This window comes from Kitasatospora sp. NEAU-69, assembly GCF_057158765.1.
Window position 1 is genome coordinate 1 of the sequence record NZ_JBWXUE010000044.1, and the last position, 20613, is coordinate 20613.

General features: G+C 70.8%; 25 protein-coding genes. 13 read left to right on the forward strand and 12 right to left on the reverse strand.

The genetic code is table 11. From position 1 onward, the window contains the following. Window positions 1-148 precede the first annotated feature (148 nt). The 12 genes from istA to AC060L_RS33295 all read left to right on the forward strand — a co-directional run bounded on the left by istA (window position 149) and on the right by AC060L_RS33295 (window position 10897). Window positions 149-1624: an IS21 family transposase gene (gene istA / locus AC060L_RS33240; protein WP_483799923.1), complete on the forward strand. Its 1476-nt coding sequence runs from the start codon at window positions 149-151 to the stop codon at window positions 1622-1624. Between the two features lie 60 nt (window positions 1625-1684). Next, the gene (gene istB / locus AC060L_RS33245) at window positions 1685-2458 is read left to right on the forward strand and encodes an IS21-like element helper ATPase IstB (RefSeq protein WP_483799922.1); all 774 of its coding nucleotides are present in this window, start codon (window positions 1685-1687) and stop codon (window positions 2456-2458) included. Window positions 2459-2700: 242 nt separating this feature from the next. Next, window positions 2701-3030, forward strand: coding sequence for a transcriptional regulator (locus tag AC060L_RS33250; protein WP_483802705.1), 330 nt, complete (start codon window positions 2701-2703; stop codon window positions 3028-3030). A 1-nt stretch (window position 3031) separates the two neighbouring features. After that, a complete protein-coding gene (locus AC060L_RS33255) occupies window positions 3032-4081 on the forward strand; it encodes a hypothetical protein (RefSeq protein WP_483802706.1) in 1050 nt (349 codons plus the stop codon). Next, on the forward strand, window positions 4081-4788 hold the full coding sequence (locus AC060L_RS33260) for an ATP-binding protein (RefSeq protein ID WP_483802707.1): 708 nt from the start codon (window positions 4081-4083) through the stop codon (window positions 4786-4788). Before AC060L_RS33255 ends, AC060L_RS33260 begins: the two co-directional genes overlap by 1 nt. Before the next feature lie 108 nt (window positions 4789-4896). Next, window positions 4897-5460: a WhiB family transcriptional regulator gene (locus AC060L_RS33265; protein WP_483802708.1), complete on the forward strand. Its 564-nt coding sequence runs from the start codon at window positions 4897-4899 to the stop codon at window positions 5458-5460. Then, window positions 5457-6491, forward strand: a complete 1035-nt coding sequence (locus AC060L_RS33270) for a DUF2637 domain-containing protein (RefSeq protein ID WP_483802709.1) — start codon at window positions 5457-5459, stop codon at window positions 6489-6491. The genes AC060L_RS33265 and AC060L_RS33270 overlap by 4 nt, the downstream gene beginning before the upstream one ends. A gap of 83 nt (window positions 6492-6574) precedes the next feature. Next, a complete protein-coding gene (locus AC060L_RS33275; RefSeq protein ID WP_483802710.1) occupies window positions 6575-6799 on the forward strand; it encodes a hypothetical protein in 225 nt (74 codons plus the stop codon). A 179-nt stretch (window positions 6800-6978) separates the two neighbouring features. Further along, the gene (locus AC060L_RS33280) at window positions 6979-7413 is read left to right on the forward strand and encodes a MobC family plasmid mobilization relaxosome protein (RefSeq protein ID WP_483802711.1); all 435 of its coding nucleotides are present in this window, start codon (window positions 6979-6981) and stop codon (window positions 7411-7413) included. After that, window positions 7410-9155 carry a relaxase/mobilization nuclease domain-containing protein gene (locus AC060L_RS33285; RefSeq protein WP_483802712.1) on the forward strand — a complete coding sequence of 582 codons (1746 nt, stop codon included), beginning with the start codon at window positions 7410-7412 and terminating at the stop codon, window positions 9153-9155. The genes AC060L_RS33280 and AC060L_RS33285 overlap by 4 nt, the downstream gene beginning before the upstream one ends. Window positions 9156-9239: 84 nt before the next feature. Further along, window positions 9240-9638, forward strand: coding sequence for a hypothetical protein (locus tag AC060L_RS33290; RefSeq protein ID WP_483802713.1), 399 nt, complete (start codon window positions 9240-9242; stop codon window positions 9636-9638). A gap of 509 nt (window positions 9639-10147) precedes the next feature. Next, the gene (locus AC060L_RS33295) at window positions 10148-10897 is read left to right on the forward strand and encodes a hypothetical protein (RefSeq protein ID WP_483802714.1); all 750 of its coding nucleotides are present in this window, start codon (window positions 10148-10150) and stop codon (window positions 10895-10897) included. Window positions 10898-10999: 102 nt separating this feature from the next. Here AC060L_RS33295 and AC060L_RS33300 read toward each other — a convergent pair whose 3' ends face one another. From AC060L_RS33300 to AC060L_RS33335, 8 genes are all read right to left on the reverse strand, one after another. Next, complete coding sequence (locus AC060L_RS33300; RefSeq protein WP_483802715.1) at window positions 11000-12151, reverse strand: phytoene/squalene synthase family protein; 1152 nt, start codon at window positions 12149-12151, stop codon at window positions 11000-11002. Window positions 12152-12329: 178 nt separating this feature from the next. Then, on the reverse strand, window positions 12330-12947 hold the full coding sequence (locus AC060L_RS33305; protein WP_483802716.1) for a hypothetical protein: 618 nt from the start codon (window positions 12945-12947) through the stop codon (window positions 12330-12332). A gap of 402 nt (window positions 12948-13349) precedes the next feature. Continuing rightward, the gene (locus AC060L_RS33310) at window positions 13350-13589 is read right to left on the reverse strand and encodes a biotin/lipoyl-containing protein (protein ID WP_483802717.1); all 240 of its coding nucleotides are present in this window, start codon (window positions 13587-13589) and stop codon (window positions 13350-13352) included. Between the two features lie 644 nt (window positions 13590-14233). Beyond that, window positions 14234-14473 (reverse strand): hypothetical protein, encoded by a 240-nt coding sequence (locus tag AC060L_RS33315; RefSeq protein WP_483802718.1) that lies wholly within the window; start codon window positions 14471-14473, stop codon window positions 14234-14236. A gap of 834 nt (window positions 14474-15307) precedes the next feature. Further along, entirely contained in the window at window positions 15308-15637 is a 330-nt protein-coding gene (locus tag AC060L_RS33320) for an esterase (RefSeq protein ID WP_483802719.1), read from the reverse strand. A gap of 95 nt (window positions 15638-15732) precedes the next feature. After that, the gene (locus AC060L_RS33325) at window positions 15733-15945 is read right to left on the reverse strand and encodes a hypothetical protein (RefSeq protein ID WP_483802720.1); all 213 of its coding nucleotides are present in this window, start codon (window positions 15943-15945) and stop codon (window positions 15733-15735) included. A 51-nt stretch (window positions 15946-15996) separates the two neighbouring features. After that, window positions 15997-16359 (reverse strand): hypothetical protein, encoded by a 363-nt coding sequence (locus tag AC060L_RS33330; protein WP_483802721.1) that lies wholly within the window; start codon window positions 16357-16359, stop codon window positions 15997-15999. A gap of 280 nt (window positions 16360-16639) precedes the next feature. Then, on the reverse strand, window positions 16640-16987 hold the full coding sequence (locus AC060L_RS33335; RefSeq protein WP_483802722.1) for an SPDY domain-containing protein: 348 nt from the start codon (window positions 16985-16987) through the stop codon (window positions 16640-16642). 223 nt (window positions 16988-17210) lie between these two features. Here AC060L_RS33335 and AC060L_RS33340 point away from each other — a divergent pair, with 223 nt between their 5' ends. Then, complete coding sequence (locus tag AC060L_RS33340; protein ID WP_483802723.1) at window positions 17211-17474, forward strand: hypothetical protein; 264 nt, start codon at window positions 17211-17213, stop codon at window positions 17472-17474. A gap of 5 nt (window positions 17475-17479) precedes the next feature. On the opposite strand, the gene AC060L_RS33345 is transcribed toward AC060L_RS33340, so the two are convergent. From AC060L_RS33345 to AC060L_RS33360, 4 genes are all read right to left on the reverse strand, one after another. Next, entirely contained in the window at window positions 17480-17965 is a 486-nt protein-coding gene (locus AC060L_RS33345; RefSeq protein ID WP_483802724.1) for a hypothetical protein, read from the reverse strand. 30 nt (window positions 17966-17995) lie between these two features. After that, on the reverse strand, window positions 17996-18841 hold the full coding sequence (locus AC060L_RS33350) for an SPDY domain-containing protein (RefSeq protein WP_483802725.1): 846 nt from the start codon (window positions 18839-18841) through the stop codon (window positions 17996-17998). A gap of 20 nt (window positions 18842-18861) precedes the next feature. Beyond that, on the reverse strand, window positions 18862-19665 hold the full coding sequence (locus tag AC060L_RS33355; RefSeq protein WP_483802726.1) for an SPDY domain-containing protein: 804 nt from the start codon (window positions 19663-19665) through the stop codon (window positions 18862-18864). A 115-nt stretch (window positions 19666-19780) separates the two neighbouring features. Next, window positions 19781-20593, reverse strand: a complete 813-nt coding sequence (locus AC060L_RS33360) for a winged helix-turn-helix transcriptional regulator (protein WP_483802727.1) — start codon at window positions 20591-20593, stop codon at window positions 19781-19783. Between the last annotated feature and the right edge of the window lie 20 nt (window positions 20594-20613).

A 20613-nucleotide genomic window follows, 5' to 3' on the forward strand; every position in this document is an offset into this window, starting at 1 on the left:
CCGGAATTCCAGGTGGATGGCCGTCTGACCTGTGGTGTTCCTGATCGCTTCCTTATCGAAGGAGACCCCTCCGTCCGGTTTGCTGGTGTTTGCGAAGCATCAGCGAACCGGTCGGAGAGGTCCTGTGACGAAGTCTGACAGAGAGATCATGGAAATCCTTGAGGCGTACGACCTGACCGGGACGGTCTGGTCGGCGGCGAGCTTGGCGGGGCACGACCCGAAGACGGTCAAGCGGTATGTCGAGGCCCGCGACGGCGGGCGCAATCCTTATGAGCGAGAGCCGCGGCCGAAGATGATCGACGCGTTCCTGGAGAAGGTCGAGGAGTGGGTCGAGCAGTCGAAGGCGACGATCCGCGCCGATGTGGTCCACGAGAAGCTCGTGAAGATGGGCTACCGGGGAAGTGCGCGCTCGACGAGGCGGGCGGTGAACGCGGCGAAGACCGCGTGGAAGACGGGCAAGCGCCGGACGTACCGACCCTGGATTCCCGAGCCGGGCCGGTGGCTGCAGTTCGACTGGGGCGAGGGGCCGCGGATCGGCGGCCGGCGGACCTGGCTGTTCTGCGCGTGGCTGTCCTGGTCGCGGTTCCGGGTCGTGATCCCGGTCTGGGACTGCACGTTGGGCACGCTGGTGGCCTGCCTGGACACCGCGTTGCGGCGGATTGGCGGGGCGCCGACGTATGTACTGACGGACAACGCGAAGACGGTCACCGTCGAGCACATCGCCGGGATCCCGGTACGTCATCCACAGATGGTCGCCGCGGGTCGGCATTACGGCTGCCAGGTGGTCAGTTGCGTGCCCTACGACCCCGAGTCGAAGGGCGGCGCGGAGGCCACGGTCCGTATCGCGAAGGCCGACCTGGTGCCCACGGATGCGAACCTGTTGCCCGCCTACGACTCCTTCGCCGAGCTCACCGATGCCTGCCGCACCTGGTGCGAGCAGGTGAACTCCCGTCGTCACCGGGCGACCGGGCAGATACCCGCGAGCCGCCTGGACGTGGAGCGCACCACCCTGCACGTCCTGCCCATCGAGCCGCTCGCGCTCGCGCTGGGCGAGGAGAGGCTGGTCGGCTCGGACCGCACGATCAGCTTCAACTCGGTGCGCTACTCGACCCCGCCGGGCTATACCGGCGCGAGGGTGTGGTGCCGGGTCGTCGGCGAGGAACTCTCCATCACCGCCCGCACCGAATCCGGGGACCTGTCGGAGATCTGGCGCCACCAGCTGTCCACCCCGGGTGTTCCGCAGATCATCGACGCGCACTATCCCGACCACCCGGACGGCCGCAGCGTTCACCAGCCGCGGCTGCGGCCGCGCTCGGAGGCGGAGATCGCGTTCGTGGGCATCGGGCCCGGGGCCGGGCGCTGGCTCAAGGAGGCCGGACCCGCCGGCGCGATCCGCATCCGCGCCAAGATGGCCCGCGCGGTCGAGCTGGCCACTGTCCTGGGCAACGACAAAGTCGACCAGGCCCTCGGTCTGGCGGCCACGGCCGGGCGCTTCGCCGACGACGACCTGCTCTCGATCCTGGGACACATCGCGGACAGCAAGCCCGCCGGCGAGGTCGTGCGCGCGGACGAGGCCCACTCCGTCCAGAACGGAACCATCGGCTGGCAGGCCCTGGGCCGCTGAGCCAACACGCCGCCCACCACAGCATTCTGACTGCACGTCACCCAAGAGAACGGCACCCCCATGAGCTTTCCCAGCCCGCCCGCCATCCCCGAGGAACTCGACAAACTCATGCGCCGCATGCGCCTGCCCTACATGCGCAAAGCGGCCCCGGACGTCCTGGCCACCGCCCGAGCCCAGCGTTGGGACCCCGCCGAGGTCCTGCGGCTGCTGATAGCCGAGGAGGTCACCGGCCGCGACGCGGCCACCCGGCGCCTTCGCCGCCACTCGGCGAACTTCCCCACCGGCAAAACCCTGGGCTCCTGGCGGGCCGAGGACTCCACCATCCCCGAACCCACCCAGAACTCCCTGATCACCCTGGAGTGGATCGGCCGCGCCGAGAATTTGGTGATCGCCGGCCCGTCGGGGACGGGCAAGAGCCACTTCACCGAGGGCCTGGCCCAGGCCGCGATCGAGAAGGACCTGCGGGTGTCCTGGTTCACCCTGGAGACGCTGAGCGCCGCGATCGGGAAGTCGAAGGTCGACGGGTCCACCGCCCGGACCGTCGCCCGGATCTGCCGCGCGGACCTCATCGTCATCGACGACATCGGCCTGCTGCCGGTCGGCGAGGACGCCGCCGAGGCGTTCTACCGGATCATCGACGCTGCCTACGAACGCCGGTCCATCGCGGTGACCAGCAACATTCACCCCTCAGGCTTCGACACGATCATGCCCAAGACTCTCGCCGGCGCCAGCACCGACCGCCTCATGCACCACGCTCACCTCGTGACCACCACTGGCGACTCACACCGCCTCGCCGAGGCCCTCGCCGGGAAGGGAGTGGTCCCCTTGAACTGACCCCCACCCCAGGAACACCACTGGCCACCCACCTGGGCATCTGATGGCCACCAGCCTGGACACCCAACGGCCACCCACCTGGGCATCTCAATGGCCGTTGACAAATGAGACCGGCGCCCCGGAGCTACCAACTCCTGGACGCCGGGGCAGCGCCCCGAAGGGTGCCAATTCACAACTCGCGAGCGGCGGGGCTTTTGGACGAGAACCGCCGCATCGCGCTCCTGCAAACAACGGAGTATCGCATGCTCACCGCAGTGAGCGGAACCTTGGCCTGCCCGGACGGCGACCGTCAGCACCGGCTCGCCATCTACCTCGCCGACATGGTCCCTGGCGCAGCCAGCATCCGCGTCAGCCACACCGACCCGGCCAAGCGGTGGCCGGAGCCCCACGCGAGGGCGACCGACGCCGCCCGGAAGCCGATAGCGCTGAGCCGCACCGCTGCCAAGGTGGCGGCCCGCTGGATCCTGCGGGTCTGGCCGGCCGCCGACTGGACCCGGGCGCACACGCTTGACCTCACGACCGGCAACCTCACCGGCGGTAGCGACCTCGCATCCTCCGGCCGGGGGCGCTGACATGTCGCGGATCCGACCGGTCAAGCCGGAGGCGTACACCTCCGAGACGCTCGCCGAGCTGACCATCTACGCCGAGCGCACCTTCTTCGGCCTGGCCACCGAGTGCGACGACCGAGGCCGCCACAAGGACCACGCGGCGATCATCTACGGCAAGCTCTGGGTGGTGCGCGCTGACCAGACGCCGGTCGACGTCGAAGGCCACCTCATGCAGATGGAGCGGTCGGGCCTGATCCACCGTTACACCGGCTGCGACGGCAAGCGCTACCTGCACTACATCACCTGGGACCGCCACCAGAAGATCGACAAGCCGAGCCTGTCCCGACTGCCCTCCTGCCCGCACTGCGCGCCGGAGCGGTGCGGCCCCTGCAAGGGCCCGTGCACCCAGCGGGCCGCCGCTTCCCCCACGGATCCCCTCCGCGCCGGGGCAGTCTCGTCGAACCCTCCCCGAGGATTCGACGAGAGTTCGGCGAACGCCTCGGGAGCCCTCGAACGGCCCGTCGAGCCCTCGTCAGCCCATCCCGCACCGGCCTTGCCCGCCACCGACGCCGCGCCGGACAGCCTGCTCGACCTCGGCCGGGAGCCGGTCGGCAGGCCGAAGAAAACCGCAGGTCAGGCAGCCTTCGCCGAAGCCTCCCCGAGGGCTCCCCGAAGCCTCCCGGAGCCCTCGGCGCCTGGATCTAGGATCTTGGATCCTGGATCTTCTTTCCCTACGGGGCGCGAGGCGCCCGCCGCCACCGTCACGGTCAACCAGCTCATCCGCGAGTACGTCGCCGCCTGCGCCGAGCGCCCGCCGGGGAGCGTGATCGGCCACCTCGGCAAGGTCATCAAGACCCTGCTCGCTGAGGGCATCGCGCCGGAGCACGTCCGAGCCGGGCTGCGGCGATTCACTGAGCTCCAGGGCCACCCTTCCCGGCTGCCGAGCCTGGTCAACGACGCCATGAACGCACGGTCAGGCGGTTTGGCCCGGCCGGGATTCCGGCCTAACGTGCCCGCCCACCAGGCATGGACCAACCCGGTCGACGCCGCCAGCGCCTACGCCGAGGAGCTGTGATGCGCCGTAGCCGCGACCCGCAGACCCTCGCCGACAGCACCACGGTGCTCGACCGGATGGCCCGAATCCTCGCTGCCCGGGGCATCGACCAGGCCACCGTCAACGCCCAGCCCGCCGACGCCGAGCCTTACTCGCCGCTGCAGGCCCTGTCCGCCGGGATGCCGCCGCGCTACCGAGACGCGGTCGCAACGCACCCGCAGGTCCTGGCCTGGGTACGGCAGGTCGCCGACCAGGCCGTCGCCCCGAGCATCGGCGCCCGCCGACAGCTCACCACTGGCCCGAGCCTGCTGATGGCCGGGGTGGTCGGGGCGGGGAAGACGCACCAGGCGTACGGCGCGGTCCGCGCACTGGTGCAGGCCGGCATCGGCGTGCGCTGGCGCGCGACCACTGCCGCCGACCTTTACGCCGAGCTTCGGCCCAGCGCCGGCACGGACAGCGAGCAGGTGCTGGCGGCCTACAGTCGGGTGCCGCTGCTGATCCTCGACGACCTCGGCGCCGCCAAGTCCAGCGAGTTCGTCGAAGAGCAGACCTATCGGCTGATCAACCGCCGGTACAACCACTGCCTGCCGACCCTGATCACCACGAACCTGGCGATCGGTGAACTCCGCGCCTACCTCGGCGACCGCGTCGCCTCACGCCTGCGGCAGATGACCACACGGGTCGAGTTCGAGCCGGTCGACCGCAGACGCCTCCAGCGCGCCGCCTGACCCGCCGCTGCCTCGGCCGCGCCCCCGGCGCGCCGCCTCACCCTTCACCGACAAGCGCACCTCTCCGCCGACGCCGCCGCACGCGGAGAGCGATCGGAGCAACCCCGCATGACCACCACGACCAGCCCTGCCCGCTACCGGTCGCTCGGCGACCACACCTGGCAGGACCAGGCCGTCTGCCACCCCAGCGAGTACAACCCCGTCGACCCGGAGACCTTCTTCCCCGAGCCCGACGAGACCGAGAAGATCACCACCGCCCTGTCGCTGTGCGGCCAGTGCCCCGTCCGCCTCGCCTGCCTCGACGCCGCGCTTGAAGGCAACGAGACCCACGGCATCCGGGGAGGCCTTACCCAGGAGGAACGAGCCCCCCTGCACGAGAAGATCGCAAAGCGCCTGGACTACGCCCGCGTCAACGCCACTCTCGCCGGGCGCGACATCCACCTCACCAAGGCCGAGCGCCGCGCCGTGGTCCTCGCCGGGCACCGCCAGGGCGTCACGGTCGAGCGACTCGCCTGGCTCCTGAAGATCACCGAGGAGCACGCGCTGAAGCTCCTGCGCCAGACCCGCCGAGCCATCCGCAACCGGGAGCTGCAGCAGGCGGCTAGGGCCGGCAAGCGGTCCCGGACTGCCCAGGACCACCTGGAGCGCGACGACTTCGGGACGGCGGCATGAGCACCGCCACCGCCACCGCACCCGGCACTGCACGCGTCACCGGCTGGGACCGGGCCGTCGTGATCGTCCTCGGCACCGCCGGATGCGCGCTGTCGTACGACGCACTGCAGCAGATGGCCGTCGCCATCCACGTCCGGGGCCTGCTCACCTTCATCTTCCCGCTCGTGATCGACGGGTTCATCGCCTACGGGGTGCGTGCCCTGCTGGTGATGCGCTACGCGCCACTGCCCGCACGGGCCTACTGCTGGACGCTGTTCGGCGCGGCGACCGCCGCGAGCCTGTGGGCGAACGCCCTGCACGCGGTCAGGCTCAACCAGCAGAGCGCGACGACCGGCGGCCTGCGGCTGAGCGACGTGGTGGTGGCAGTCCTGTCCACCATCGCCCCGCTCGCCCTGGCCGGCGCCGTCCACCTCTACATCCTCATCGCCCGGGGCACGGCCACCAGTACTGACCAGGTCAGCCCGGGTGACCGGGGTGACCTCGGTCAGGTCACTGCTCCCGCTGACCGGGACAACCCGGTGACCGCGCTCACCGGCGGTACGGACAGCACGAAGGTGACCGCCGGTCACCCCGGCGCCGGTCAGCCGGTCAGCGGTTGGGTCACCGCACCTACTGACCGGCCGAGGCTGACCTTGGCCAAGCCGGTCAGGGCGACCGACCGCGCTGACCTGGGCGGTCAGCCGGACAGTGCCTCGGCGGTCAGTGACCGACCGGCCAAGGTGCGGCCGGGCACTGGCCAGTCGGTCAGCATCGCAGGTCCCGCAGGTCAGCCGGTCAGGGCTTCGGTCACGCGGCCGCAGGGCACCGACCCGGCTGACCGGGACAGCGGTGACCGGCGCGCTGACCCGGACACCGAGGAACTGCTGGAGATCGCCCGCGATGCGGTCAGGGCAGAGGACAAGCTGACCCGCAAGGTGGTCGCCGAGGCGATCCGCGGTCAGAGGATCCCGCTGTCCAGCGACACCCTGACCCAGCTGATGGCCCAGCTCCGCGAACAGCACGGCCAGCCGGTCACCGCCAACCAGAACTGACCACAACCGAGCGGCCGGGGTGACAGGACAGGTCACCCCGGCCGGTCACCCGCCCCGCACACCACCGAACAGGAGCCCCCGCCATGCGCACCACCCCCGCCACCTGGACCGAGGCGGACTCCTGGCTGACCGTCCTGCACCAGCGCGGACACCTCCACCACGTCGAAACCGGCTCCGACGGCACCCGGACCGTCCAACGAGGCCGGCACACCCGCCCCTGGACCCTCCACCACCCGGTCCTGGCCATCGACTGGATCGAGGACCTCGTCCGCGACATCCAGCAGCGGGACACGGAGACGACCCGATGACCGGCACCGGCCAGGCCGCAACCACCCCGGGACCGGACAGTGACCGCGATCAGCCTCCTGGCGGAGCAAGTTATGGGGTAAGGAGTCCTTACCCCGCCCCCACCCCGAAGGGGGCGGAGGCACCCCGGTTGGTGGCAGACCCAGGGGGGCCTGCCACCAACCGGGGAGTCGGCCCAGGGGTGCCGACCACAAGGGAGGAACCGCAGCAGCAGCCGACCGCCGAAGCCGTCCGCGCAGCCACCCACCGCCGCCTTCGCCAGAGCACGCCGCGCACCAACCGCCTCTGCCCCCGCTTCAGCGACACCGAGTGGACGCTCCTTCAGCACGCCGCCCACCAAGCCGAACTCGCCCCCGGCGGCTACACGGCCGCCGCCGCCATCGCCGCGGCCACCAGCACCGACCCGACCGCCGCTGTCGCCGACTACCGGCGCGGCATCCAGGAACTCATGGAGTCCAACCGCCAGCTCGGCGCCGTCGGCAACAACCTGAACCAGCTCGCCCACTACGTCAACGCCGGCGGCCAGCCAGGCTCCGGCCTTCGACACCTGATGGCCCGCGTCGAAGCCTCCATCGACGCGGTCGACGAGGCGGTGGCCTGGATGGTCCGCCGGTGATCCCCAAGATCCGCATCGGCACCGACCGCAGCTTCCCCCTCATCGACTACCTCTTCGGCCCCGGCAAGCACGAAGAACACACCCACCAGCACCTCGTCGCCTCCTGGAACGACTTCGCCCCCGACCCGGGCCCCAACCCCGAACCTCACGAGGTCGCCAAGCTCGCCAATCAACTCGACCAGCCGGTCCAGGCCATCGGCGACCGCGCACCGGCCGCCAAACTCTGGCACTGCTCGGTCCGTACCGCCCCCGGCGACCGCCATCTCGACGACGCCGAATGGGCCGTCATCGCCCGCCGCATCGTCCACGTCACCGGCATCGCCCCCGAAGGCGACACCGCCGCCTGCCGCTGGATCGTCGTCCGCCACGCACCCGACCACATCCACATCGCCGCCACCCTGGTGCGCCAGGACGGCCGCCTCGCCAACCTCAGCTTCGACCGCCCCAAGGCCCAAGCCGAAGCCCGCCTCATCGAGAAGGAGTACGGCCTGCGCCAGCTCAACCCCGGCGACGGCACCGCCGCCCAGGCCCCGACCAGTCAGGAACGCTGGAAAGCCGAGCGAACCGGCCACACCGAGACCCCACGCGAGAGGCTGCGCGAAGCCGTCCGCCAGGCCGTCGCCGGAGCCGCCACCGAAGACGAGTTCTTCACCCGCCTCCGCGCGGCCGGCCTGAGGGTCAAGCTGCGGCCCGCCCCGTCGGGCGACATCCTCGGCTACAACGTCGCCCTGCCCGGCGACCGCAACGCCAGCGACGAGCCCATCTGGTTCTCCGGATCCAAACTCGCCCCCGACCTCTCCCTGCCACGGATCCGCCGCCGCCTGGCCGACGGACCCGCTGACACCACGAAGCCCCGAACCTCGTCGGTACGCACTGGCTGGTCCGCTCCCGCCAGGGTCCGACGCGAGGCCGCCGGCATCGCGGACCACGTCGTCGCCGTGCTCGACGAGGACGACGACGAGGCCGCCGCGCAGCTCATCGGAGCCGGCGAACTCCTCGACGCCCTCGCCCAGACCTCTCCGACCGCCACCCGCGCCGAACTACGAGCCGCAGCTCGCGCCTTCGAGCGAGCCACCCGCAGCCACGTCCGTGCGGAGAGCGCCGACATCCGTGCTCTTCGATCGGCAGCCCGCGGAATCGTCCACGCTGGCAGTGCACTTGGAAAGGGAGAGGACGGTGGCACCACCGCCATGGTCGTCTCCACACTCGTCCTGCTCGCACTGGCGGCTGCCCGCTGGCACTCCGCCCGGGGCCACGCCCAGCAGGCCGCCGCCTCCAGCAAGGCCGCCCACCACCTGCGCGCCGCCTACCGGCAGGCCGCCAACACCCCCATGCGGACGATGCGTGAGAACGGCCGAGCCCTCCCCGAGCCTGAACGCCGCCGCCACGAAACCACCATCCGCACCGCCCTCGGCGAGCCAAGCACCCGCACCGGCACCACTCCCGAGCACGACGCCCTGGCCGCCACCCTCGCCGAAGCCGAGAAGGCCGGCCACGACCCCAAGGCCCTCCTGGAGGAAGCCGCCTCCTGGCGCGAACTCGACACCGCGCGCAGCACCACCGACGTCCTCGTATGGCGCATCCGCCGCATCGCCGACCTCCCCGCCATCCCCGGGCAACCCGCCGTGCCGGTAGCCGGCACCGCCCGGACCAAGGCCGCACCCGCCCGGACCGGCATCCGCACCACACCGCCGTCCCCCCGACCTGCCACCGACACCCGCCGCCCGACACCACGCCGCTGACCGCCGGCCAGTACCCCCGGAAACCCCTCGACACCTAGCTCCACCGACTGTTACGCAAGAACCAGCACCACGAACGGAGAACCCGTGCCCAGAACCACCGAGAAGCCCCACACCGCCCCCACCGCACCCATCACCCCGCCACCGGCCGGCAGTGACCCACTGCTCCAACTGCAGTACGAGACACAGCCGCCCGGCGGACCGAGTGCCGTCCGCTGCGCGCAGTGCCCGCACGAGCTGGCGATGCAGGGCATCCCAGTGATCTGCTCAGCCTGCCGTGGCCAGCGCGACTGGCTGCTGATCAACCACGGCCGCCGAGTCTGGATCCGTTGCCGCTGCGCGAACGAATGGCTCGAACCGGAGATCACCCGCAAGGACTTCGACGACATGCTCGTCGACCCGAGCTGGACGTACTACCCCACACTCGACGAGGCGCGGGTAGCCCTCGGGTACGACGGGATCTTCGCAGGGCTCTACCTGGACTAATGCGCGGTATTGCATCGGATGCAACATCCGGCATGCGCTGCGCATGGTGGTGTGCTGGGACTTTACCGGGGGATCGGCCGAGGTGTGACTGGAAGGCGTAGTTGGCGGCTGAATCTGCAGTCCGTGCAGGTGGTTGCACGATTTGGAAGTGGTAGTTGGCGGTTTCTGGAACTGCTGGGTTGGCGGCCTTCGCAGTCGTGACTACGGAGGGTGAGGTGATATCGAGGCGGAACGACTGCGGAAGCACCTCCCGGACCTGCACGAAGTCCAGTGCCTGAAGCAGGTCCCGCTCCTCCAGCGATTCGAACCCGTGCTGCCGGCCGGTCGAGACCATGGACTCCAGCCCGGTGCCGGTGCCTCGCCCGCCAGGTGAGCTGGCGGACCGGCTGCGACTCCAGCACCGGCACCGACGCCAAGTCCCGCACCGGCCAGACGACCTGGTCACCGTCGAACCGCCAGGCAGTCGCCCATCGCCGCAGCCAGGCCCCATCGAGCACCAGCCCGCGACGGTGGTCCTCACTCCCGGTGAACGCCGTGAACAGCCACTTACCCTCGACCGGGCCGGCCAGCACGACGTCGACCGGTGGCTTACCGAAGGGACGACCACCCGCCTGCGGCTGCGCGACTTCCTGCGCTGGACCGCCCGCCACAAGCTCAGCAGCGAACTCAGCGTCCCCACGATGCCCAACAGCCAGGCGGTGACGTTCCTCGACGAGGACCTCCACGTGGAGCTGCTGCACCGGTGCGTCCACGACCAGGGCCTCCCCGACGACGTCCGGGTCGCCGGCGCGCTGCTACTGCTCTTCGGTGCCAAGGTGACCCGCATCGCGCGACTGGCCTTGCGGGACTTCACCCACGCCGGAGATCAGGCGTTTGTCTCCTTCGGAGGCCAGCCTGCTCCGCTGCCGCCGGCCCTCGCCCGACTGGTGAGCACCCAGGCGCTCAGCCGCCCCCGCCAGCTGACTCGGCATCACGATGGCACAGACGCCCGCGAGTGGCTGTTCCCGGGAGCGCTGCCCGGCCGCCCAGTCAGCGCCCACCGGCTCGGCGAGCGGCTCGTCGCCCACGGTATCGAGGTCCGAGCCGCCCGGAACACCGCGGCCCTCACCCTCGCCCAGGACCTCCCGGCGCCGGTGGTCAGCGAACTGCTCGACCTGCACATCACCACGGCGGTCTACTGGGGCAAGCGCGGCGGCCGGGACTGGACGGGCTACCTCGAAGCCCGTCGTAGCGGGCCACCGCTCGGCGCCTCCGTGTGACCGGAATCCGTCGTCGGCCATAGTGGGAACCCGCGTGCAGCGGGCAGCCACCGGGGTGTGGCCACCATCGGGGACGCCCCCTGACGGCCAGTCATGGCAAGATCACTCGTGGTCGGCGGGGACCCGGCCAGACCGGTCGCCGACTCCGGGCAGCCTCAAACAGGGGGCACCATGACTGCCACCGACACCACTCTGCAGGCCACCATCCGGGATTCGGTGCCGCAGGTAGACCGAGGCCACGGTTGCGAGCTTGCGGGCGCGGCTGATGCCCATGCCCCCGTCGAGGACCTCGTGATCGGCTCGGCGGATGCGGCGGATGGTGAATTCCGTCATGGCCAGGATCGTGGCGGCAACCCGGCGGGCGGGCTGTTCCAAGGCTCCCAGCCCGCTCCGGCCCTGGGCGCAGAGCTGTGCAGCGCGGTCCGTCTGGAACCGGATCAGGTCCCGGACCTCGGGGGTGGCGGCCGTGCGTCGAAGGTCTGTGGGCGTGACCTGGAACGCGCGGAGCTCCTCCTCGGCGAAAGAGAGCTGGCCGGCGCGTGCGTCGTCGTGGACGTCGCGGATCTGCCCGGCGAGATGCGCGGCCAGGCAGACAGTGGTGACGCAGTCGACGGCCTGCCGGTCCAGTGGCTGCTGGGCCCGCATGAGCAGCAGGATCGGCACGACTGTGCAGCCCCGGATGTAGTCCTGGAGGTCGGTGAACGTCTCGAACCGTGCGGTGGTGTCGACGTCGTTGAACATGGCCTTGAGGAAGGCCGTCAGATCCGTCAGCGGCAGGCCGCGGGTGTCCATGGTGTGCAGCAGGGCCCGCAGGATCGGGGCTTGGGCGCGGCCCGTGGTCACACCGGCCCGTACGTCGTCGGTCCAGCGGCGCAGCTCGGCCAGCTTCGCCGGGAGGGGGGCCGAGCCGTCGATGATCTCGTCGGTGTACCGGGCGAAGGCGTAGATGCTGTAGAGGTGGGGGCGGCTCGCTGGGGCCGCCAGCTTGATTCCGTACTTCATCGACGTACTGAACCGGCACGTCCACGCCCTGCACAGGGCGAACGCAGCCCGCAGCTGCGGGTCGTCGATGCCCGCGCTGTCAAGCTGCCGTGCGAAGCGGTAGCCGGGCGCCGTGGCCTGCGTCAGGGCCGAGGGGAGAGGGACGGGCCTCGCCAGGTCTGCGGGCGGGGCGGCGTGGGCCGCCGCCAGCCGGTCCAGACGAGCGTAGAGCTCACCGAAGGCCAGCGGGGCGACGCCTGTCGCTGTGCCCACCCCTAGCGACCTCGAATCCATGCCCATCACCCATCCGCGTGCCGGGAGGAGCACTTGTCACGCTCGCGGAAACCAGGCATCTGACGGATTCAACGAGTCTGGCCAGGGCCTCGCAGCGGAAGTCATCCGTTCGCCGCAGCCGACTGAAGCGGCAGGCTTGGCGCGATCGCAACGGGAATCAGCGCAGCAGAGCGAAAACGGCTGCCGCCACGGCCCCCACAGCGACGCCCCCGCACAGTTGGGGCACGGTGTGCGCCCTCAGTACCCAGCGAGCCCAGCCGCTGACCAGCACCAGGGCAAACAGCGGGAACGAGATCGACCCGTAGAGCTGTACGACGATCAGCACCGCGGCGCTCGCGAGCCCGGTGTGCCCCGACACCTGCCACCAGACGGTGAGTACGACGCCGACCAGCAGACCCGCCAGGACCGCGGCAGCCACGGCCAGCACCCCGCCCGGTGCCCCCCACACCCGGCAGACCACGAGACACACCAGCACCGACGCCACACTCGCGAGCAGGGGAAGGATTCTCTGCCGCCGCACGCGGATGTTGCGGTCGCTCAGGCACCCGCCGCGCACGCCCAGCCGAACCACGGCGACGGGAATCGCACCGATGAACACAGCCGCGAACACCCCCCAGCCGAGCCCCCGCACCCCTGCGCTCCGCCATCCGGTCAGCACCACCAACACGGTCGCCAGATAGGCCGGCGACATCACCTCGGTGACCACCTTCGCCAGCCGGACCCGGCCGCTGGCCTCACGAAAGCTCGGCGGCACGGGAGGGGTGAACGAACTCACGCTGCTCCTCCGTCTCTGCCTTTCGGCGTCTTCTCACCAGTCCAACGAGCATGTGGCCGTATCGTCGCCCCGGTTCAGCGCACACCCCCATCGCGCGGAGCCCAGGAATACGACAGCCCAGGCGTAGGTGCTCTCCGCCGGTATAAGCGGCCGTTCGGGTTCCTCCTCCCGCTCCAACGCCCACGAAGGTGCCGAACAGCCCGGGATCCAGGCTGTTCGGCACCGAGAGGTGTGCCGCCGGGTTCGCTGCAGAGTTGGCAGGGGGCCGGGTGCCGACTTCAGCTGGGCCAGGATGCGGTACCTTCGCAGGTCGTGCTGGAGCAGCAGCGGCGACATCAGACGGTCCGGCACCCGGTTCGGGACTGAGGCGACGTGTGAATCGCCGGCCTTGTTGAGAGGCGGTCAGAACTCGATGGTCGCGATGACCTGCTGCGGGGTGACACGTGTGCCGTCGTTCACCAGGACCGTTTTCAGAGTGCCATCCTTACCCGCAGGCACGTCAAAGATGATATCGGTGGTCTCGACCTGGACAATGATGTCGTCGTGCTTGACGCGCTCACCGACCTGGTAGATCCACTTCAAGAGGGTGCCATCCCCTTGAGACTCGGGGAATTCAGGCGCTAGCACGTTGATGGTCGACACATGAACTCCCGGGGTGAAAGGCTGCCTCGCGCAGGTTGCGCGACAGGGCCGGTAGATCTGACTAGCCGTCAGGTCGCTCTATGCTATCTGGCCGCGGATCGGACCCCAAGCGGTGGTCCCACAGGCGAGTTCGGCCGCCAGGAGCTGCGCCACCGCGGCAGCTTGGCGATGCGCTCCGGGTAGGCGGCGACGTAGCGCATGGCGGTCTGTTCCGTGATGCCGAAGAGTCGCGCCAACCTCAGTGGGTCGGCGCACTCGCCTCGTTGGGAGGCTGGTCCTTATGCAGGCCGTCCAGCGCCACGCCCTTGGGAAGGACCTTGCGGAGCGTGTCGATGCAGACGGCTGGCTGGTCGGGGCCGAGAGCGGCTGTCTGACTGGCCAGGAGATATTGGGAGTTGGTGGGTGAACTTCTCCCGGGGGCTGCCAGACCAATACGACGCTCCAGGAATAAGTGCTCTCCGCCGGCATAACGAGCGGTGTTGCATCGCGACGGCAGGAATGCCGACCCGAGCGCGGGGCCGATCGACTCGCAGTCCGCGCGCACGGCCGACGTGCTGAAGCAGAGAGGGGCGGTCGGGTCGCAGTGGCCCGCCCGCCCATCCCCGTGCCGGACTGCTGTCCCGTCCGGCGGCAACTGGCGTGTGTCAGAGCGCGAGGAGGGCCTGCTTGAATTCCTCGGCGATGACCTTGCGGTCCCCGCCCTTGTTGATTTGCTCCACTACACCCTCGAAGTAGTCCTTGGCCACATCCTCGGCGGTGCCCAGCTTTTCGGCGATACCCAGGAGGGCGCCCCGGACGTCTTCGACAGTGAGGAGCGGGTTCGCGATGAGGTCCGCCATCTCCTGTGCGAAGGTCTCCCTGAATTCCTGCTCCGGGTCTGCCACGTCCCGCCCCTTTCGTATGCCTGTCTCAACTGTGCCGAGATGAGCCAACCACACCGGTGATCGCTTTGGCAGGGCTTCCCGAGGAGCCGCGCGAGGTGACGGTAGTGCCAGCCGACCCACGCGAGGTACGCAAGGTCCCTTGCGGACAAATCACCTACCGTCCCATGGCGTCTTTCGAATCGTCGCCCACCAGCGGCCAGGGCGGCGGTGCCAAGTGCTGGGGCTTGTTGGAGGCGCTGAGGGATGAGTTGGTCGGTCCGCATGTCGACTGCCCGCACGAGGCGGTGGGCGCTGAGCGCGCTGCCGCCGGTGGCGGGCAGCCCGAGCGCGGTACCGCGTAGGCGTCGCGGGTCGCCGCGATGATTGCGACGGCGGCGCCGAGGGCCGCGTGGCAGCAGCAGGCGAGGAGCACGGTGAGTCGTCGGCCGAGGCGGTCGGTCATGGGCAGGGGGCTTCCCTTCTACCGTCCGGCCTTGCTCGAAGGTCAGCTCGGTGTGGGGCTCTCTGGCTTGGGAGTGCTGTGGAGGTCGCTGCGGAAGCCTCGGCTGACCGGCTTCCAGTTCTGGAAGGTGGAGGGCTTCCAGCGGGGTCGGTCCGGGATGGTGTCGTCGTCGGGGGGCGGGGAGTGCGCCCCGGCTCTTGCGGCTGCGGGCAGCCCCGATGCTGATGCCCAGGTGAGCGGCGACCTGTGGGTAGCCCCAGAGTTGCTGGTCGTCGGCCATGGTGTCCCCCTCGGTTGCTCGGTGACGAGGCTACGTGCTGCCCGAGGGAGTGGATGCACGGCAAGGCCGCCCCTGCCGGATCGGCGCGGGGGCGGCCTTCTGCTGGTGGTGGTCAGGACTCGGCGAGGCGGTTGGCGAGGTTGAGTGCGGCGGTGGCGACGGCGAGGGCGGAGCAAAGGCCGGTGACCTCGTGGACCGTTGGGTGGACGAGGCGGGGCCAGTCGTCGGGGGCGGCGCGCCAGGTGGCGAGGTGGACCTCGGTGGTGGCCAGGCCGAGACGGGCGGTGACGTCCCAGCCCGCGCCGGCGGCCGGTTCCCAGCGCAGGCTGATGCGGCCGTGGGGGAGGCACGGGGCGTCAGCGGGCAGCCACAAGACGTTGATGGGCTGCTCAGGTGAGGTGGGGGCGCGGTGGACGAGGGCGCCGCGGACCCCGGGCGGCATCGGTCGTACGGCGAGGTGGTCGAGTGGACGGGGCGTTCTGAGGTCGGCGTGGGAGGTGATGTGCTGCTCCTTCTTCGGGACCGAGGCGATGGTGGTCAGGACCAGGCGAGTTCCTCGCGGACGGAGGCCGGCAGGTAGCCCTCCTGGCCGTCCTCGGCGATGAACGCCATGCCGTCGCGCACGATGACGTCCGTGCCGATGTAGTGGGCGAATGGCCAGTCGGGGTTCACGGCCAGCCGTAGGCGTAGGTTCGGGTCGACATGCTGAAGCTGGGCGAGCAGGTGGCTGACGGTGAGGTGCTCGGGCATGAAGGTTCTCCAAGGGGCTTGGATGGGAGGGAAGTTGGGGGGCGGCGGGGGTCAGTCGGCCAGCCGGTAGGTGCGCATCGGCAGCGACTCGCCCTCGGTTTCGTGGACCACGAGCCCGTCGGCGGTGAGGCGGTCGAGCGACCTGACGACATAGCGGTCCTCCAGGCTCAGCGCGGTGCCGATCTGGTGCACGCGGGCTCCGTCGGGCAGCTTGGCGATGTGGGCGATGACCTTCCGGTCGCGGCGCAGGGACCGTTCGTGGACGTCGTCGAGGGCGAGCAGCAGGCCGCTGGCGGTCAGGCAGAGGCTGACCGCGAAGGTGGTGGGGTTCGCCTGGCCTGAGCAGGCGTCGATCAGGCCGGCCAAGGCGATGGTCGGGCCGGGGATGCGGTTGAGGTCGACGGTCAGCTTCAAGGGTGGGGTCCTTTCGGAGGGGTGTGGGGTTCGGCGGCGTGCGCCGGTGCGGCGATGTCGAGGTGCTTGCGGCAGGGGAGCACGCCGCCGGACGCTCTGGGCAAGCCGATCTCCGGCTCCTCGGCGGGTCGCGGGATCACGGAGAGGCTGAAGGCGTCGCGCAGTTGATGAGCGGGTTGATCACGGTGATGCCGACGCTGTTGCGTTCGATGCCGTGTGCGACGGGGTCGTCGAGGCGGAGTGGCCGTGGTTGGGACGTCCGCGCGTCGGGAGACTTGGGTCAGCGGGTGGGGACGGCGATCAGCGCGGTGAGGAATCCGGCGACGGCCTCGGACGGGGTGTGGAGGCCGAACTCCTGGGTCCACGCGGGGGCGTCACCGGGCTGGACCCGCACCTGCCAGACGACGCCGCGCTGCCAGGCGCCCGGGTCCTCCGGCAGCCAACCGACGTACATCCGCCCGTCCGGGCTGGTGATGTGGATGTTGGCCTCCGGGGTGGCGACGACCGGCCAGCCGAGCGAGCCGAGCAGCTCGAGCACGGGCCCCGCGCAGTGGTCGGAGGAGAGCCAGGAGCGGTCCTCGACGGTGGGGTGGACAGGGGCGGGCAGGAGGCTGCTGGAGGTGTTCATGTGGGGCGATCCCTTCGTTGACCTGCGGTTTTCCCGACACCCGTACGTTGGCATGCGGCATGCCGAACTACGTAGTCGTTTCCGGGGGTTGCCGGTCTGCCGTGGGCGAACTGGACCGCGACGGTCGGTGCCGGGAGGTCGGAGCGGGAATGGATCGGCGTACTCGCTTGCTGCAAGGTGGTCGCGGTATGCGGCTGAACAGGGTTGAAGGGGGACGACCGTGGTGGAGCGAAGCAGAGGCCGGGAGGGCGCGGCGCTGGAGCGCAAGACCCGGGCGGCGGGACGGCCGTTGACGATGGGCGACATCGTGATGATCGCTGACGGGCAGTGGGCGGTGCGGACGAAGACCGCTGCCGAGTTCGCACAGGAGCGCGCGGCCGAGTCGCGCGTGGCGGACGGCCTGCGGGTGGAGATGACGCTGGAGGAGCTGGCCCGCGCGGTGGGCGCCGTTGATCCGGGCGCCCACCGCGACGTGGCCGGGGACTGAGCGGCCTACCTGCGGGGCAGGCCGGGGGAAGCGGTGCCGGTCCCGGTCGGCGGGGTTGGCTGGCGGGGCGGCGTCCCGAGGTGGCGTGGCGCCTGCGTGGAGCGGGCGGTGGCAGCCTGGACGAGGGCGGCCCTCGGGTCGGCGCCCGCCTTGAGCGCGGCTTCCCGGGCGTCGATGACGTGGCGGATCGACCGGAGCGCTGTGTTGCACTCGGCGTGGGCCACCCGTAGGTCGGTCGCCGTCTCGGTGATCCGGTTGAGGTTGTAGAACTCCACGACGCGGTCGGGCCGGGTGAGCGCGTGAAGGCGGTCCCGGAAGGTTCGGACGTCGCAGTCGGTGCGTGAGAGATCGTCGCGGGTGTGCATCACCGAGGTCAGGAGCGGGTCATCACCGGGACTGCGGACAGCCCGCCGGTCGAGGACCTCGACGGGCTGGCCCCAGGCCCGTTCGATCATCGCGTTCGCGTGGTCGAGAGCGGTGGCGTCGGACACCGGATGGCCTTTCAGATCGTGGGGGCGGAGTCAGCGGGTGCGCCCGGCCAGGGCTGGCTGCGGGGCGGGCGGACGGCTGGTTGTGGTGTAGGCGAGCACGGTGGCGGGGCGGCGTGTGGTGGTCGAGCGGGCGGTGGCGGCCTGGATGCGTGCCACCTCCAGCGGGCTGAGCGCCGTTGGTGTCGCGGTGGCTTGGGCGGGAAGGTGGTCCAGGTCGGCGGGTCGCCAGTAGCGGTTGACCGGGGCAGGGTTGGTAGCGGCGGCGGTGAGCGCGCCGAGGAGCTGGTCGGGGACGTGGGAGGACGCGGTGGCGTACCAGCGGTGACCGGGAGGTCCGACCTCGAGCAGCCAGCGTTCCGTGTTGCCGTACATCTCGGCCTCGTGCCGCAGGTGCCCGAGCCGCCGGTGCAGTGTGACGAGGTTGTCGGGGGAGCGGAAGGCGAGATCAGGTGGGCCGGGGTCCATGTGCCAGCCGGCCTGCAGGAGCGGGTCGGACGCAGCCGTCCCGGTGCTGGCGGTGCCGGAGAGGAACGCGTCGGGACCTTGGGCGTGAGAGGTGGCGAGGACGGTCGTGAAGTCGCCGACGATCTCGGGCGGTGTGTAGGAGTCGAAGGTGACCAGCCAATCGGGCGGCGCGAAGGCGTGCGAGTGCGCGCTGATCGACCAGAGTTCGCCGAACTCGGCGTCGGGTTGTAGTCCCAGGCGGAGCTTCTGGTCGGGGGAGTTGATGAACACGCTGCCCAGCTCGTCCATGCTGGTCGCCCAGCCGGCGTCGAGCAGCGGCTGAAGTCCGGGGTCGCCGGTGTGGGTGGGGCCGGCGAGGAAGCGCGGCTCGACCCTGTACTCGCGGGGCCGAGCAAAGGCAGGTGCAGGCATGAGGTACCTCTCGGGAAGGGTCAGCGGCGCCGCGCGGCCATGGCTGGGGCTGCTGCGGGTGGCGGGGTGCCAGGAGCGGCCGGGGGCCGGACGGCAGGGCGCCGTGGCTGGGCTGGGGCAGCGGCGGGTCGCGCGGTGAGGTGGGGCAGGCAGCGCGGGGGGATCTCGCCGAGACGCCGCTTCACGGGCTCGGCACTGCTGAGCGCGAGTGCGGCGCGGGTGAGGGGGTAGAAGGGGACGCTGATGGTGAACTCCGCCTGCCATCGGGCCTCGTGGATACCGCCGGCCATGGCCCAGGAGCCCGGGGCCGCGCCGTCCAGCTCGGCCTCGTGCGGTTGCCAGCCCAGCCGGTGGCGGTAGGCGGCACGGCCGTCGGGGGAGACCTGGTCGTGGTACCCCTTGGCCGGGGTCGGCTGCCAGCCGCGGTCGTCCAGGACGGCGGCCGGGCTGCCGGATGGCTGGCGTACACCGCCGCTGTAGTAGTAGCGGGGGTTGCTGCGCAGGCCGTCGACCAGGGCGGTGGTGAAGGCGGCGGTGATCTCGGCCGGTGTGCCGTGGCCGAAGGTGGCTCCCCAGAGGGGCTCGGCGGACGGTGCGTGGTGGCCGCGTACGGCCCAGCCCCCGTGCTCGCTGTCGGGCAGGTGGGCGATGTGGACGCGCCGGCAGGTGCTGACGTAGAGGACACCGGCGGGTGTCGTGGCCTTGTCCCAGTCCGCTGAGGCGTCCAGCGGATCGGTGATCAGGCGCGAGTCGCCGGGACCGGCGAGGTGGACCGGGCTGACGAGCAGGGCGGTCTCGGGCGGGAGGGAGGCGAGGGTGGGCACGGGCGCTCCTGGCGGTGATCGGGGAGCGGGCTCGCGCGCTATCCATGACGGGGGCCTGGGGGCGCGCGAGCCCGGGGAGGGCTGCGGCCGGGTCTGGGCCGTAGGGTCACGGAGTTCACCGGCCGCGAGCGGGACCGGGGGCCGTGGCGGCGGGTACGCGCGGGTGCGGCTGTGCGGAGTGGCTGAACAGAGCAGCCGGCACTGCTGTGCGCCGAAGTGCCGCCGCGGTTCGGAGGCCGTCCGCACCGTTCGCCGGGCCGCTGAGGGTTCGAACGGCGGTCGGCGCCGACGTAGTTGGCGCGGGTGTGTTGCGGTCCTCCCAGCGCTGCACGGCCGCGTAGACCGGCCCGAGCGACCGTCCGGCACCGGTGAGGGCGTACGGGGCGCCGTGGCGGTCGCCGGCACGGATGACCAGGCCATCGGCTTGGAGCCGGGCGAGGCGGGGCGTCAGCAGCTGCTCGTACACGCCGGCGGCTTCGGCGATGTGGGTGAAGCGCATGCTGTCGTTCTCGGCCAGCAGCTGGACGACCTTCGTGGTGTTGACCGGCCGAAGGAGGCGCAGGGCGTCCTCGATTCGCTCGGGCCGCCCTCGGGGCCCTCGGTCGACGTGGTCCGAGGACCACTGGGCCACGGCGCGGTACACCGGGCCCAGGGTGAGCGCCCGACGGGTGAGCCGGTAGGGCGCCATCGGATCGAACTCGGCCTCATGGGCCACCAGTTCGGCATCCTTCATGGCGGCCAGCCGCCTGCTGATGGACGGCTGACCGATCGACGGGAAGTAGTGCCTGAGGTCGCGTACGCGCATCTGCGGCCCGTACTTGGCGAGGGTGTGGACGAAGGCGGTGGTCCACTTCGGGGCGAGCTGCTGGAGTGCGTTCTCGACGCGCTGCGGATCGACGCCGGTGGTCGTCGCAGAGGCGGAGGTCATCGACGGGGAGGACATGGCCG

Excerpts from the sequence above, each read along its gene's own strand:
- istA (WP_483799923.1), top strand. The coding sequence starts at position 149 with ATGGAAATCCTTGAGGCGTACGACCTGACCGGGACGGTCTGGTCGGCG.
- istB (WP_483799922.1), top strand. The coding sequence starts at position 1,685 with ATGAGCTTTCCCAGCCCGCCCGCCATCCCCGAGGAACTCGACAAACTC.
- AC060L_RS33250 (WP_483802705.1), top strand. The coding sequence starts at position 2,701 with ATGCTCACCGCAGTGAGCGGAACCTTGGCCTGCCCGGACGGCGACCGT.
- AC060L_RS33255 (WP_483802706.1), top strand. The coding sequence starts at position 3,032 with ATGTCGCGGATCCGACCGGTCAAGCCGGAGGCGTACACCTCCGAGACG.
- AC060L_RS33260 (WP_483802707.1), top strand. The coding sequence starts at position 4,081 with ATGCGCCGTAGCCGCGACCCGCAGACCCTCGCCGACAGCACCACGGTG.
- AC060L_RS33265 (WP_483802708.1), top strand. The coding sequence starts at position 4,897 with ATGACCACCACGACCAGCCCTGCCCGCTACCGGTCGCTCGGCGACCAC.
- AC060L_RS33270 (WP_483802709.1), top strand. The coding sequence starts at position 5,457 with ATGAGCACCGCCACCGCCACCGCACCCGGCACTGCACGCGTCACCGGC.
- AC060L_RS33275 (WP_483802710.1), top strand. The coding sequence starts at position 6,575 with ATGCGCACCACCCCCGCCACCTGGACCGAGGCGGACTCCTGGCTGACC.
- AC060L_RS33320 (WP_483802719.1), bottom strand. The coding sequence starts at position 15,637 with ATGCCGCCCGGGGTCCGCGGCGCCCTCGTCCACCGCGCCCCCACCTCA.
- AC060L_RS33325 (WP_483802720.1), bottom strand. The coding sequence starts at position 15,945 with ATGCCCGAGCACCTCACCGTCAGCCACCTGCTCGCCCAGCTTCAGCAT.
- AC060L_RS33335 (WP_483802722.1), bottom strand. The coding sequence starts at position 16,987 with ATGAACACCTCCAGCAGCCTCCTGCCCGCCCCTGTCCACCCCACCGTC.
- AC060L_RS33350 (WP_483802725.1), bottom strand. The coding sequence starts at position 18,841 with ATGCCTGCACCTGCCTTTGCTCGGCCCCGCGAGTACAGGGTCGAGCCG.
- AC060L_RS33360 (WP_483802727.1), bottom strand. The coding sequence starts at position 20,593 with ATGACCTCCGCCTCTGCGACGACCACCGGCGTCGATCCGCAGCGCGTC.